This is a genomic window from Paraprevotella xylaniphila YIT 11841 (assembly GCF_000205165.1).
GTDB classification, from domain to species: Bacteria; Bacteroidota; Bacteroidia; order Bacteroidales; family Bacteroidaceae; genus Paraprevotella; species Paraprevotella xylaniphila.
On the sequence record NZ_GL883869.1, the window covers coordinates 1 to 15579 of the forward strand.

Sequence of the window (15579 nt, forward strand, 5' to 3'; positions counted from 1 at the left end):
ACAGATGCTTTACGTCATCTTCAGCCTCCTGGGCATGTATGTGGACGTGGAAGTACGCACCCCGATGGGACGGGTGGACATGGTGATGCGCACGGCCACCACGCTCTACGTCGTGGAACTGAAACTGAACCAATCTGCCGAGGCCGCCATGCAACAGATTGACCTGAAGAACTATCCAGAACGCTTCGCCCTGTGCGGCTTGCCCGTGGTGAAAGTTGGCATCAACTTCGACATGGAAAGGCATACCCTGAAAGATTGGGTAATCACTAACTAAAATACACCCAAGGGAATTTCCAAAAACATCCTTCATCCTTCAGGATGTATGTTAAATATCTATCATACAGCACATTAGAAACTGAACGATAAAATCTCATCTTTCAGTTCCCTTTCATGGCAGAAAGCCGTCAAACGTTCTGCGCCAAATGATTTTTCAATCTAAGCCAAACGATTTTTCATTCTCCGCAGATTGGTTTTCCGTTCTCTTCCAAAGGAAATGAAACGTGGCTGAAGGATAGCTGAAACATCCTTCAGCCCATAACGCACAAACAATGAATCAATTAGCATGCATCCTGAAAGATGAAGGATGTTTTTGGGAAAACTCTTATGTAGGAAGAGAGAGATAAGCTGATAATAAAACAATTGCGAATGGCGGATTTTATTCGTAACTTTGTCCATACAAAATATCCAAAACATGCACATTACAACTCCCATACGTACCACAGAGACTATTGAGGCACTGACCCGGCTGTGGGAAGCATCAGTACGGCAAAGCCACCATTTCCTGACAGAAAAGGACATACAAGCATTAAAACCATACGCAAAGGCCGGTCTCGAATCCATAGAAAACCTCTTTGTTTCATACGAGCAAAATGAAGCCACAGGATTTATCGGCATAGAAAAAGACAAAATCGAAATGCTTTTCATCTCACCTGAATATTTCGGAAAAGGTATCGGGAAGCTACTGCTTACCATGGCTTGCGAGAAACTCGGCGTGCGATATGTGGACGTAAACGAACAAAACCACAAGGCAGAAGGTTTCTACCGCCATTTGGGGTTCCAAACTTTTGAACGCACGGAAACAGACGAGCAAGGTAACCCATTCCCTATCCTGAAAATGAAACGAGTACCCCTACCTCCCCCTACATATCAGATAGAAAGAGAAACGAAATAGGGCTTTAAAACCATCAAAACAAGCCATCCGCTTTTGTTTGTCATTTATTTCCTGTAACTTTGCAACTCTTTATCATTAATAATAGGATATATATGGATACGACACCCAACAAGTACATCACCGTCGCATACGAACTCTATACGGATTTCGACGGGAAAAAAGAATTAGTGGAAAAAGCTCCTATTGAGCACCCTTTCCAGTTTATTTCGGATATGGGCACAACTTTAGATGCTTTTGAAGCACAAATCAAACCGTTACAGAAAGGAGAGAAATTCAATTTCACACTGTCCGTAGAAGAAGCTTACGGTGAGTATGAACAGGAACGCGTACTGGAACTGAACAAAGATGTATTCAAAATAAACGGACATTTTGACAAAGAGCATATTTATCCGGGAAGCGTGGTACCCTTGATGAATGCAGACGGAGCACGTTTTAACGGAACAATCACAGACGTGAAAGAAGATACCGTAACCGTAGACCTGAATCATCCCTTAGCCGGAAAAGCATTGAACTTCATCGGTGAAGTCACTGAAAATCGCGATGCGACAAAAGACGAAATACAAGGCATGCTCAACATGCTGAGCGGCGAAGGAGGTTGCGAATGCGGATGCGACAGTTGTGGTGGAGGTTGCGGAGACGATTGCGGCTGTGACGGGCATCATCACGAAGAGAGTTGCGGATGCGGACATTGCCATTAAAAAACGGCATCTGTATATTTTATATCGGAAGGGTGAGACATGAGCAATACATTCGGTAACATATTCCGGCTGACGACTTTCGGGGAGAGCCACGGGCCTGGAATAGGCGGAATCATCGACGGATTTCCGGCCAGTATCGACATCGACCAGAACTTCATACAACGCGAATTGGACCGTCGTCGGCCGGGACAAAGCAGAATCACGACTCCCCGCAAAGAAGCGGACAAGGTGGAACTGCTGTCCGGAGTGTTCGAAGGCAAATCTACCGGGTGCCCTATCGGCTTCCTGGTACGCAACACCAACCAACATTCCAATGATTACGACAACATACGCAACCTGTACCGACCATCACATGCCGATTTCACCTACACTCAAAAATACGGCTTGCGTGACCATACGGGTGGAGGACGTTCTTCGGCACGTGAAACCATAGCACGTTGCGTGGGCGGTGCCTTGGCAAAACTGGCTCTCAAACAAATCGGAGTGGAAATCTATGCCTATACCTCACAAGTGGGTAACATAGCTTTGGAACACGATTATACGCATTACGACCCGGCACAAATCGAAACGAACGATGTACGTTGCCCGGATACGGAAAAAGCCGCTGCCATGGAAAGCCTCATTTCGGAAGTCAAAGCAAAAGGAGATACAATCGGAGGTATCATCACGGGAGTAATCCGCCATTGCCCCATAGGGTTGGGTGAACCGGCTTTCAGCAAACTCCATGCTGCATTGGGAGGTGCCATGTTGGGCATCAACGCCGTAAAAGGATTCGAATACGGACGAGGGTTTGCCGGAGTAAGCCAACGGGGAAGTGAACAAAATGATGTCTTCATAGCAAAAAATGGAACCATCGGAACACGCACCAACAATAGCGGAGGCATACAAGGCGGAATCAGCAACGGACAAGACATCTATTTCAGGGTGGCTTTCAAGCCAGTCGCTACCATCCTGATGGAACAGGAAACCGTAACACTGGACGGAACCCCGACGATCATAAAAGCTCGCGGACGGCACGATGCCTGCGTACTTCCTCGTGCGGTACCTGTGGTAGAAGCTATGGCGGCCATGACGATTCTGGATTATTACCTGCTCAACAAAACCACGCATTTATAATTGCAACGGAGAAAAATACCCGGATTCGTAGAAAAAAGCAGTTATTTCGCAGATTCTATTTGGATGCGGCCGAAGGAATAACTATCTTTGAAACGTAAAGGATATAAAGTTGTGAAACTTTAAGATAGCTTAGTTAAAAGTTTAGTTTAGTTTTTGTGTTGGTATCCCGCCTCGGTTTTGAGGCGGGATATTTTTTCCCACATGTTCCTTTTTCTACCTTTCTCTTTCAGCAGTTTGAAAAGGAGCCAACCTCACCAAATCCATTGTATTTTTATAAGGACAACTGCAAGGTTGTAATCTAAAAAACAAAACAACCATTTTCATACCTATTCGTAACTATTTTGCATAAATTTTATCCGAATCATCAGTTTTGAAAAATATCTTTTCTTTTTCTCAAGAAAAACCGGATTACGCCCCATTGCATTTTGGCAATCAATTAGTACTTTTGCAAAACAAAACGTCACGATACAACAAAATAATATCGCATATAGATTATGAAACAAGAAAAACAAAATCCTTTTATCAAATATAACGGCATTAAAGATGCAAAGAAGCACATCCACAAGGCAAGTGGATTGTACGACGCCTCGAACGAACATGACGCATGCGGAGTAGGTATGATTGTGGACATACACGGCAACAAATCCCATGAATTAGTGGATTCTGCCCTTAAAGTGTTGGAAAACATGAAGCACAGGGGGGCGGAAGGCGCCGACAACAAGACGGGCGACGGGGCAGGCATCATGCTCCAAATCCCCCATGAATTCATCCTCCTGCAAGGCATCCCCGTCCCGGAAAAAGGAAAATACGGCACAGGGCTTGTCTTCCTGCCCAAGGACGGGCAGGAGCAATCCCACATGCTAAGCATCATGATTGAGGAGATAGAACGGGAAGGCTTGAACCTGATGCACTTGCGCAACGTGCCGGTCAATTCGTCTATCCTTGGAAAAGACGCATTGGGCACGGAACCAAGCATCAAGCAAGTATTCATCACCGGTTCCACTGATACGGAGAACTTGGAACGCACCCTATATATAATAAGGAAGAGGATTGAGAACCGCATACATCACAAAGATTTCTATATCGTATCCCTGTCGAGCAAGAATATCGTGTACAAAGGAATGCTGTCGTCCGTACAAGTGAGGGAATACTTCCCCGACCTGACCCAACCGTACTTCACCAGTGGGTTGGCCGTCGTGCATTCCCGATTCAGCACCAATACCTTCCCGACCTGGAGCCTGGCGCAGCCTTTCCGCCTGTTGGCGCATAACGGTGAAATCAACACCATACGGGGCAACCGAGCTTGGATGGAGGCACGGGAAAGCGTGCTCTCCACACCCACGCTTGGCAACGTGAAACAAATCAGGCCCATCATCCAACCCGGCATGAGCGACAGTGCCTCGTTGGACAACGTGTTGGAATTCTTCGTCATGTCCGGCCTGAGCCTGCCCCACGCCATGGCCATGTTGGTGCCGGAATCCTTCAACGACAAGAACCCTATCAGCGAAGACCTGAAGGCTTTCTATGAGTACCACTCCATCCTGATGGAACCGTGGGACGGCCCGGCCGCCCTGCTCTTCAGTGACGGACGCTATGCCGGAGGCATGCTCGACCGCAACGGCCTGCGCCCTGCCCGTTACCTGATAACGCGGAACGACATGATGGTCGTGGCCAGCGAGGCAGGCACCATCCACTTCGAGCCGGGGGACATCAAGGAAAAAGGACGGTTGCAACCGGGCAAAATACTCTTGGTGGACACCCAAGAGGGAAAAATATACTATGACGGGGAACTGAAAGTCCAGTTGGCTGCTGCCAAGCCCTATCAGCAATGGCTCTCCACGAACCGTATAGAACTGGACACGCTGCGAAGTGGGCGGAAAGTTGAAAACAATGTGGAGGACTACAGTCGCAAGCTGCGTAACTTCGGCTATACGCGCGAAGATATCGAACGCACACTCATCCCGATGGCAACGAACGGAGCGGAGCCGACCGCTTCCATGGGGAACGACACCCCCGTTGCCGTGCTCTCCGACAAGCCTCAACTGCTGTTCAACTATTTCCGCCAACAGTTTGCCCAAGTGACCAACCCTCCCATCGACCCGATCCGCGAGGAACTGGTCATGTCGCTGAGCGAGTACATCGGTGCCGTGGGTATGAACATCCTGTTGCCGAGCGAAGCACACTGCAAAATGGTACGCTTGCCTCATCCTGCATTGACCAACACCCAGTTGGATATCCTGTGCAACATACGTTACAAGGGGTTCAACACCGTGAAGCTCCCCATCCTGTTCGACGTGCACGGAGGGAAGGCTGCCTTGCAAGAAGCCTTGTCCACCTTATGCAAGCAAGCGGAAGCGTCCGTCGACGAAGGAGTGAACTACATTATCCTGTCCGACCGCGGAGTGGATGCCGGACACGCAGCCATCCCCTCGCTGTTGGCCGTAAGTGCCGTACACCACCATTTGATTTCCGTACAGAAACGCGTGCAGACCGCACTGATTATCGAAAGCGGTGAAATCCGTGAGGTCATGCACGCGGCCCTGCTGTTGGGTTACGGGGCAAGTGCCATCAATCCCTATATGGCTTTTGCCGTATTAGACGATTTGGTCAAGCGACACGAAATACAGATGAATTACGAAACAGCAGAGAAAAACTACATCAAGGCTATCTGCAAAGGATTGTACAAGGTGATGAGCAAGATGGGCATCAGCACGATACGTTCTTACCGAGGTGCCAAAATATTCGAAGCTGTCGGACTCAGTGAGGAATTACTGAAAACCTATTTCGGCACGCCGGCCTCTACCATCGGTGGCATACGGTTGGAGGAAATCGCAAAAGACTATACCATTTTCCACGATGCCGGTTTCCGGCTCACAGAACCCGGGCACCTCTTGCCCCATACCGGACTGTTCTCTTTCCGCAAAGATGGCGAGCAACATGCCTGGAATCCTGAAACCATATCAGCCCTGCAAATCGCCACGCGCCTTGGCAGTTACAAGAAATTCAAGGAATTCACGAAGATGGTGGACGGGAAAAAACAGCCGATATTCCTGCGCGATTTCTTCGGGTTCAAACGTAACCCCGTCGACATCAACAAGGTAGAACCCGTGGAGGACATCGTCAAGCATTTCGTCACCGGTGCCATGTCGTTCGGTGCCATCAGCAAGGAAGCCCACGAAGCCCTGGCATTGGCCATGAACGAGCTTGGCACCCGAAGCAATACGGGAGAAGGCGGGGAAGACAACGCCCGTTTCCATGAGACATACGAAGGCATCCCTCTTTGCAGCAAGACCAAGCAGGTGGCATCCGGACGTTTCGGTGTCACGACCGAATACCTCGCCAATGCCGAAGAGATACAAATCAAAGTAGCACAAGGTGCCAAACCGGGGGAAGGTGGCCAACTTCCGGGTTTCAAAGTGGATGAGGTGATTGCCAAAACGCGCCACTCCATTCCGGGCATATCCCTGATTTCTCCCCCGCCCCACCACGACATCTACTCCATCGAAGATTTGGCACAACTGATTTTCGACCTGAAGAATGTCAACCCACAAGCTCGAATCAGCGTAAAACTGGTAGCCGAAAGTGGGGTCGGCACGATAGCCGCCGGAGTGGCCAAGGCCAAGGCCGACCTGATTGTCATCTCGGGCGCGGAAGGTGGAACGGGTGCTTCGCCTGCGTCATCCATGCGTTATGCGGGCATCTCTCCGGAAATCGGTCTTAGTGAGACCCAACAGACTTTGGTACTCAACGGACTGCGCGGACAAGTACGCCTGCAAACCGACGGACAACTCAAAACAGGGCGCGACATCATCGGCATGGCCCTCCTCGGGGCCGAAGAATTCGGCTTCGGCACGACCGTGCTTATCGTATTAGGATGCGTCATGATGCGCAAATGCCACACCAACGCCTGCCCAGTCGGGGTCGCCACCCAAGACCCGGTATTGCGCAGCCATTTCCGAGGACACTATAAATATGTGGTGAATTATTTCCGCTTTTTGGCCGAAGAAGTACGCGAATACTTGGCAGAAATGGGATTCACACGACTGGAAGACATCGTGGGGCGCACTGACCTCATCGAAATTAAGCCTGTGGAAAAAGAGACAAAAATTGGGCTGTTGGACTTCAGCCGCCTATTACACAAGGTGGAAAGCAATACGGCCATCCATCACGTATGCGAACAAAAGCATGAAATCAGCCACGTGAAAGACGTGGAAATCATAGCCTCAGCCACAGAAGCCCTCGAACATGGCAAGGAAGTATCCTTGGAATACGCCATCGCCAACACCGACCGCTCCGTAGGAGCCATGCTGTCAGGTGCCGTAGCCACACGGTATGGCAACGAAGGGCTTCCTGAACAAACCATCAACGTGAAATTCAAAGGTTCCGCCGGACAAAGCTTCGGGGCGTTCCTAGCCCACGGCATCTGCTTCAAACTGGAAGGCGAGGCAAACGATTACTTGGGCAAAGGGTTGAGCGGCGGACTGATTTCCGTCTGTCCTCCCGTGCGTTCCAACTTCGATGCGGAAAAGAACACTATTGCGGGCAACACGCTGCTATATGGTGCCACGAGCGGCGAGGTCTACATCAACGGCCGGGCCGGCGAACGTTTTGCCGTACGCAACTCCGGAGCCATCGCCGTCGTGGAAGGTGTGGGAGACCACTGCTGCGAATACATGACAGGGGGGCGCGTGGTCGTGTTAGGCGAAACCGGACGCAATTTCGCTGCCGGCATGAGCGGGGGCGTGGCATACGTTTGGGACAAAAGCCATACGTTCGACTACTTCTGCAACATGGAAATGGTGGAACTTTCGCTTTTGGAAAACTCCACCTCACGCAAAGAGCTGCATGAACTTGTCCGCCAACACTACCTCTACACCGGTTCGAGCCTGGCCCGCACCATGCTGGACGACTGGAATCACTACGTAGACGAGTTCATACAAGTCACACCCATCGAATACAAGCGCGTACTGGCAGAAGAGCAAATGCGCAAACTGCAACAAAAAATAGCAGACGTACAACGGGATTACTAACAGAATCGACAAACGACAAAAAATAAAGAAAAAAATGGGAAACCCTAAAGCATTCCTCACCATATCGCGGCAGGAAGCCGGCTACCGCCCGGTGCACGACCGCATCAACGACTTCGGAGAAGTGGAACAGACCCTGAACACCAGTGACCGCAAACTGCAAGCCTCACGCTGCATGGATTGCGGAGTGCCTTTCTGCCACTGGGCATGCCCCTTAGGTAACCGTCCGCCCGAGTTCCAAGATGCGCTTTACAAAGGCAAATGGGAAGAAGCATACGAAATCCTGTCCCAAACCAACGATTTTCCGGAATTCACCGGGCGCATCTGCCCTGCGCTCTGCGAGAAAAGCTGCGTGCTGAAACTGGCCATCGATGCCCCGGTCACCATCCGTGAGGATGAGGCGGCCATCATCGAAGCAGCTTTCCGCGAAGGTTATGTCAAACCGAAGACCTACCCACGAAACGGGAAGAAAGTGGCCGTCGTAGGTTCCGGCCCGGCAGGCATGGCTGCCGCCAACCAACTGAACCGCATAGGGTATGAAGTAACGGTATTTGAAAAGGATGAAAGCGTGGGCGGATTACTACGCTTCGGGATTCCGAACTTTAAACTCAACAAGGCCATCATAGACAGGAGAATAGAAATCATGAAAGCTGAAGGCGTCATCTTCAAGACAAACTCACCCGTAGACATGGAACACCTGCCCGAGGGTTTCGACGCTTACTGTATTTGCACGGGAACGCCACAGGCACGCGACCTTGACATCCCGGGACGCAACCTCAAAGGCATACACTTCGCATTGGAAATGCTGGCCCAACAAAACCGGATTTTGGCCGGACAGACCTTCGGCAAGGAAGAACGCATAAACGCCAAAGGCAAACATGTGGTCGTCATCGGTGGCGGAGATACGGGAAGCGACTGCATCGGTACAAGCAACCGACAGGGTGCGGCCAATGTCACCCAAATCGAAATCATGCCGAAACCTCCGGTAGGCCATAACCCTGCCACACCATGGCCGCAATGGCCCGTAATCTTAAAGACCAGTTCCAGCCACGAAGAAGGATGCACACGCCGGTGGTGCCTGACCTCCAACCGTTTCATCGGCACGAAAGACGGCCGGGTTTGCGGTGTGGAAGTGGAAGAAGTGGAGTGGGTTCCCAATCCGGACGGAGGCCGTCCCGTCATGCGCCCTACTGGGAAAAAGGAAACTCTCAAGGCTGACCTCGTGCTGTTGGCCATGGGATTCCTCAAGCCCCAACAGCCGGCATTCGCAAGCAATGTTTTCGTGGCCGGAGACGCGGCCACCGGTGCTAGCCTCGTAGTCCGCTGCATCGCAGGAGGACGCAAAGCGGCCCAAGACATCAACGCTTACTTAACAAAAGCTTTAACGCCATGTGTGGAATAACAGCCCTTTTCAACCTCAAACAACAAACGCCTGAATTACGAAAAAAGGCTTTGTCCATGTCTAAGAAAATCCGGCACCGCGGGCCGGATTGGAGTGGCATTTATTGTGGCAAGACAGCCATCTTATGCCACGAACGCCTTTCCATCGTTGATCCGCAAAGCGGCGGGCAGCCTCTTTTCTCGCCCGACCGTAAACAAATACTGGCCGTCAACGGGGAAATCTACAACCACCGCCAAATCCGTGAACAGTATACCGGACGATACGACTTCCAAACGGGCAGCGACTGCGAGGTCATCCTCGCGCTCTACCGGGACAAAGGCATCCATTTCTTAGAAGACCTGAATGGAATTTTTGCCTTCGCCCTTTATGACGAAGAACAGGACGACTTCCTGATAGCCCGCGACCCCATCGGAGTCATACCTTTATATATAGGACATGACAAGGACGGCATCCTATATCTGGCCAGCGAACTGAAAGCACTTGAAGGTTTCTGCGACGAATACGAGCCGTTCTTGCCGGGACATTATTACTGTGGCAAGGAAGGGAAGATGACGCGTTGGTACACCCGTGATTGGATGGACTACTCGAACGTGAAGGACAATTATACCCATGACGCCTGTAACGCTACTAAAGTCACGGACTGTGGAAACAGCTATCCCATACAAGTAGAAGCCGTACGTGATGCCTTGGAAGCTGCCGTACGCCGCCAACTGATGAGCGACGTTCCCTATGGCGTGCTGCTCTCCGGCGGATTGGACAGTTCCGTCATTTCGGCCATAGTGCGGAAGTTTGCGGCACGCCGCATCGAGACCGACGGGCAATCCACGGCGTGGTGGCCGCAACTCCACAGCTTCGCCGTGGGACTGAAAGGCGCCCCGGACTTGGCCAAGGCCAAGGAAGTTGCCAACTACATCGGTACCGTACACCACGAAATCAACTATACCATCCAAGAGGGATTGGATGCCGTGCGTGATGTCATCTACTACATCGAGACCTACGACGTGACCACCGTGCGCGCCTCCACCCCGATGTACCTGCTTGCCCGCGTCATCAAGAGCATGGGCATCAAGATGGTATTGAGCGGTGAAGGCGCAGATGAAGTGTTCGGCGGTTACCTCTATTTCCACAAAGCACCGGATGCCCAGGCCTTTCACGAAGAAACGGTGCGCAAGCTCTCCAAACTGTACCTTTACGACTGCCTGCGAGCCAACAAATCCCTCTCAGCATGGGGCGTGGAAGGGCGCGTTCCTTTCCTCGACAAGGAATTTCTCGACGTGGCCATGCGCCTCAACCCGGCAGTCAAAATGTGCCCGGGCAAGACGATTGAAAAGAAAATCGTACGCGATGCTTTCGCCAATCTCTTACCCGAAAGCGTGGTCTGGCGGCAGAAAGAACAATTCAGCGACGGCGTGGGATACAGTTGGATTGACACATTGAAGGATATCACATCACAGGCCGTCAGCGACGAACAGATGGCACATGCCTCGGAACGGTTTCCCATCAACCCGCCCATGAACAAAGAAGAATACTATTACCGTAGCATCTTCGAAGAATATTTCCCGAGCGACAGCGCAGCCCGAAGCGTACCGAGCGTACCGAGTGTGGCCTGCTCCACAGCCGAAGCCTTGGCTTGGGACACCTCGTTCAAAGGACAAAACGAACCGAGCGGGCGAGCCGTAAACGGAATACATGAAGATGCATACAGGAAAACGAAAATATGAAAATAGAATTTACCAAAATGCAGGGGGCTGGCAATGACTACATCTACGTCAATACCCTGAAGTACCCCGTCTCGCATCCCGAGGCATTGGCAAAGGAATGGAGCAAACCACATACCGGCATCGGAAGCGACGGGCTTGTCCTGATAGGGCCTTCCGAAACAGGCGATTTCAGCATGCGCATCTTCAACGCAGACGGTTCAGAAGCCATGATGTGCGGCAATGCCAGCCGCTGCGTCGGCAAGTACGTGTATGAATACGGACTTACCGATAAAAAAGAAATCGCCTTGGAAACCCTCTCCGGAATAAAAACCTTATATTTACATTTACAAGGCGAGAATGTGGATTCGGTAACCGTAGACATGGGGGCTCCGTGCGACATTCGTACCGTGGATTTAGGAAACGGCTATCTTTTCCGTGAAGGTACAGCCGTAAACATGGGCAACCCGCATCTGGTGATTTTCACCCATGACGTTTCTGCTATTGACTTGCTTTCCGAAGGTCCGGCCATGGAACATCACCCGCTATTCCCGAACCGCGTCAACGTGGAATTCGCCCAGGTCTTACCCGACGGGAATGTCCGGATGCGTGTATGGGAACGAGGCTCAGGTATTACACAGGCCTGTGGAACAGGAGCGTGCGCTACGGCCGTAGCCGCAGCTTTCACCGGACGTGGCAAAGGCAAGACCGACATCATCATGGATGGAGGCACACTCACCATCGAATACGAACCGCAAAACGACCGGATTCTGATGACCGGTCCTGCCACAAAAGTATTCGACGGAACAATAAATATGGATAGATAAAAACAACATAGCATTATGGCATTAGTAAACGAACATTACCTCAAACTTCCGGGAAACTATTTATTCTCGGACATCGCCAAGAAAATAAACACGTTCAAAGTGACCCACCCGGGCAAAAGGCTCATCCGCCTGGGTATAGGGGATGTGACCCGTCCGCTGCCACAGGCATGTATCACGGCCATGCATAAGGCCGTGGACGAAATGTCCACGGCTGAAACATTCCATGGATACGGACCAGAGCAAGGCTATGATTTCCTGATTGAAGCCATCCTCAAAAATGATTTCGCTTCTCGCGGCATCAGCCTGAGCCCTACTGAAATCTTCATCAACGACGGTGCCAAAAGCGACACCGGCAACATCGGTGAGGTCCTGCGTTGGGACAACAGTATGGGCGTGACCGACCCCATCTATCCGGTCTACATAGACAGCAATGTCATGTGCGGACGATCCGGCGAATTGGGAGAAGACGGGAAGTGGAGCAATGTCACCTACCTGCCCTGCACGGCAGAAAACCATTTCATCCCGCAAATTCCCGACCGGCGCATAGACATCATCTACCTATGTTATCCCAACAACCCGACCGGCACAACCCTAACTAAGACGGAACTGAAAAAATGGGTGGATTACGCCTTAGCCAATGACACCTTGATTTTCTTCGATGCCGCATACGAAGCCTACATCCGTGAAGACGATGTTCCCCACTCCATCTACGAAATCAAAGGTGCGAAACGTTGTGCCATCGAGTTCCGTAGCTTTTCCAAAACGGCAGGGTTCACAGGTGTGCGCTGCGGTTATACGGTAGTACCCAAAGAACTGACAGCCGCCACCTTGGAGGGCGAACGTGTCCCCGTCAACAAACTCTGGAATCGCCGCCAATGCACCAAGTTCAACGGCACGAGTTACATCACCCAACGCGGAGCGGAAGCCATCTATACGGCAGAAGGCAAGGCGCAAGTGAAAGCCACCATCGACTATTATATGGAAAACGCACACATCATGCGCGAAGGCCTGCAATCTGCCGGATTCAAGGTCTATGGCGGAGTCAACGCGCCCTACATTTGGCTGAAAACACCCGATAACACGGGTTCCTGGCGTTTTTTCGAGCAACTGCTATACGAAGTAAACGTAGTCGGCACACCGGGCGTAGGCTTCGGCCCCAACGGCGAAGGCTACCTCCGCCTCACGGCTTTCGGCGAGCGCGAAGACTGCATCGAAGCCATGCGGCGCATCAGGATGTGGATATAAACAGAGGCGTTTATACTCCAACAGCTACATAAATTAAGTTAAAAGGATTCCACTCTTTTGTTCAAAAGACAAAAGAGTGCGTATCTTTGTACTATTAATGAAGCATTTTCAAAAAATCATACTGTCATTCCTATTTGCAGCCATTACATTTCTAATTTCTGCCAATACGAACGCTTTCCGTGAACAACACTCGGAAAGTAAAAAAGTATATGCCGAAAATGTACACAAACAGCAAGAGTTACACACGGTAAAGCCACAAGTCTTATTCGATGGGGAAATTTCACCGGAAATCGTATGGGCACGGGTATTGACAGCCCAACCTACACGTTCTCTGCAAAATTTCCATTTACAGACTTTGCAATACCTGCCATTCCGCACCCAAAAACGATTATCTGCACTATGCGGAATGAGCACCAATGGCAAACAATTCGAAACGGCAGCCCCATTCTACTGCCAACCTTCATGCGAATACTATGTATTCGCTTTATGCCGCCTACTCATTTAGCGAGATTTCCTTATCCGATTTATAGACAGACTGGCAAAGGTTCATTTTGCCGGAATAATAGTGTATTATCTCATTATGTTTTATTTTATAATTAAAAAGATATGGAAAATCAAGCTATAGCCCAACATCCTAACGAACAGGATATCCAAAAAAGATTCAACTCACGTAACGCAGTCTCATCCGGCATACTTATAACAATAGGCGTTTTCATGGTATCGCTTACCCTTACGATGCACACTACAGACAGCAATATCCTTTCGCTCGTTTTCATGGCGTGTGGAGGAAGTATGGCCATTTATGGCATGATACGGATTTTGAGCCATGCCTCCAGAACCGTATATGCTCCTACCGGCAGTACAATTAAAGAATACCATCTATACTATTCTCCGGAACATTTTGATACATTGCAACATGTCATTGAAGCTAATGGGGTTCCCGAATGCATTCCTGTAGCTCCGGTGGACAATACTACAGTCAGACTGGATATCCTCATGTCGGAAGATAAGAAGTTTGCCCGGTTACAGTTATTGAAATACGAAAACTATATTTTCCATCCGGCCACGGAAGTTTATTATTATCCCGAAGCTGAAGCCAGACGCATCCATGCCTTAATGAAAAATAGCAAGTAAATATTCCACACACTTCTTTTAGCACCCTCCACACGGATTTGTCTTTCATAGAGACATCTTTTGTGGAGGGTTCTTTTGCATGGCCAAAAATTATCCATATATTTGCCACAAGCGTTTCTGCAATTCTACATTACAAGATAAAAAAGCGGGTAATGAAATACCGTTGACATCCCGAATGAATGCAGCGGACACTTGTTTGACATTGTACACTGTAACGGTGCGACACATCTCTACACCAACGGCCAACTCATTGCAGATAAATTCCACGATGTCCACTCGCTATTCTACGGCCCATGGTGACTGCCACCAACTGAAGTACGCATACCCATTACAATTCACCACGGTTTTATTTCATTAAAAACATAGTCTATCGTGACACTATCAGGAACCTTGTCTATGACGGAAGCCATATAAGCAGTAGTTTTCTCACCAATCAAAGACGGATAGAACTCGTGTGTGACCTCATAACGGTACACGGTTGGCGACAAGGGAACAAGTTCCACTTTAAAACCTTTCACCCCCACACCACTTTCTACAGTGTATTTCCAAAGTATCACAGAATAACGGCTGTAATCCACCGTATAAAAGAATGTATAGTCCCAAGCTTCAGGCCACGTCACATACTTTAAGAAATCCGGTATCATACGTATCAAAGCAAATTCCTTGTCTTCCATATCAAGTTCGGGAGTCGACAAACCACTCTTTAAAACATTCGTAGTGTATATCAATCCCAAACCACGTTCGCTCCTCACCGAAAGCGACACACCGCACGATGCCGGAAGTTTGGCATATTTCCCACAAATCAAACGGACGGAAGAAGTATCGGCAGGGGAATAAAAGTAGTCAAATAAGTATTCGAAGCACCCACCAACTTCCACCAACGTGTCACGTTTCACATAATATGAAGTTCCGCGCTCCCCAACAAATAAGTATACCGTTCGAAATCCAAATCCTCAGGCACTGGCAACGTGTCCGGTAACCACACAGACAAATCGTCACGGCTGTCAAGGCGTATCACTCGATTCCGTTCCAATAAAGGTAATAAAGAAGCGAAGAAAGAAGAATCTGTAGCTGACAACATTTCCTTCACTATCTCAATCTTATTTATGTCCTCACTATCAGGACACATTGTTTCCTTATCCTCGTCTTCTGTATCACTGCAAGCAATCCAACACACCACAGACGCGAGAAACATAATTTTTCTCATAATACTGTATTATTTAATTAACAATCAACTTATACGCAAGGTTGTGGCATTCCCC

The 15579-nt window shown here is 49.7% G+C and carries 13 protein-coding genes; 11 read left to right on the forward strand and 2 right to left on the reverse strand.

The features are described from left to right. The 11 genes from HMPREF9442_RS10830 to HMPREF9442_RS10880 form a co-directional block, all read left to right on the forward strand. The coding region (locus HMPREF9442_RS10830; RefSeq protein WP_008628427.1) for a PD-(D/E)XK nuclease domain-containing protein at positions 1–274 on the forward strand (274 nt) is incomplete at its 5' end. Between the two features lie 417 nt (positions 275–691). Further along, positions 692–1171 carry a GNAT family N-acetyltransferase gene (locus HMPREF9442_RS10835; protein ID WP_008628430.1) on the forward strand — a complete coding sequence of 160 codons (480 nt, stop codon included), beginning with the start codon at positions 692–694 and terminating at the stop codon, positions 1169–1171. Positions 1172–1263: 92 nt separating this feature from the next. After that, complete coding sequence (locus HMPREF9442_RS10840; protein WP_008628432.1) at positions 1264–1869, forward strand: FKBP-type peptidyl-prolyl cis-trans isomerase; 606 nt, start codon at positions 1264–1266, stop codon at positions 1867–1869. Positions 1870–1908: 39 nt separating this feature from the next. Next, the gene (gene aroC, locus HMPREF9442_RS10845) at positions 1909–2985 is read left to right on the forward strand and encodes a chorismate synthase (protein WP_008628434.1); all 1077 of its coding nucleotides are present in this window, start codon (positions 1909–1911) and stop codon (positions 2983–2985) included. Positions 2986–3479: 494 nt separating this feature from the next. Continuing rightward, positions 3480–8015, forward strand: a complete 4536-nt coding sequence (gene gltB, locus HMPREF9442_RS10850) for a glutamate synthase large subunit (protein ID WP_008628436.1) — start codon at positions 3480–3482, stop codon at positions 8013–8015. A gap of 34 nt (positions 8016–8049) precedes the next feature. Further along, positions 8050–9414, forward strand: coding sequence for a glutamate synthase subunit beta (locus tag HMPREF9442_RS10855; RefSeq protein ID WP_008628439.1), 1365 nt, complete (start codon positions 8050–8052; stop codon positions 9412–9414). Continuing rightward, positions 9402–11135, forward strand: a complete 1734-nt coding sequence (asnB, locus tag HMPREF9442_RS10860; RefSeq protein WP_008628446.1) for an asparagine synthase B — start codon at positions 9402–9404, stop codon at positions 11133–11135. Before HMPREF9442_RS10855 ends, asnB begins: the two co-directional genes overlap by 13 nt. Then, positions 11132–11938 carry a diaminopimelate epimerase gene (gene dapF / locus HMPREF9442_RS10865; RefSeq protein ID WP_008628448.1) on the forward strand — a complete coding sequence of 269 codons (807 nt, stop codon included), beginning with the start codon at positions 11132–11134 and terminating at the stop codon, positions 11936–11938. Before asnB ends, dapF begins: the two co-directional genes overlap by 4 nt. 15 nt (positions 11939–11953) lie before the next feature. After that, on the forward strand, positions 11954–13183 hold the full coding sequence (locus HMPREF9442_RS10870) for an LL-diaminopimelate aminotransferase (protein WP_008628450.1): 1230 nt from the start codon (positions 11954–11956) through the stop codon (positions 13181–13183). 97 nt (positions 13184–13280) lie between these two features. Next, entirely contained in the window at positions 13281–13688 is a 408-nt protein-coding gene (locus HMPREF9442_RS17005; protein ID WP_008628452.1) for a DUF8440 family protein, read from the forward strand. A gap of 101 nt (positions 13689–13789) precedes the next feature. After that, positions 13790–14317 carry a hypothetical protein gene (locus tag HMPREF9442_RS10880; RefSeq protein ID WP_008628454.1) on the forward strand — a complete coding sequence of 176 codons (528 nt, stop codon included), beginning with the start codon at positions 13790–13792 and terminating at the stop codon, positions 14315–14317. 335 nt (positions 14318–14652) lie between these two features. Here the strand turns inward: HMPREF9442_RS10880 and HMPREF9442_RS16800 are convergent, their stop codons facing one another. Then, positions 14653–15213, reverse strand: a complete 561-nt coding sequence (locus HMPREF9442_RS16800) for a hypothetical protein (protein ID WP_008628456.1) — start codon at positions 15211–15213, stop codon at positions 14653–14655. Then, positions 15210–15524 (reverse strand): hypothetical protein, encoded by a 315-nt coding sequence (locus tag HMPREF9442_RS16805; protein WP_008628457.1) that lies wholly within the window; start codon positions 15522–15524, stop codon positions 15210–15212. The genes HMPREF9442_RS16800 and HMPREF9442_RS16805 overlap by 4 nt, the downstream gene beginning before the upstream one ends. Positions 15525–15579 lie beyond the last annotated feature (55 nt).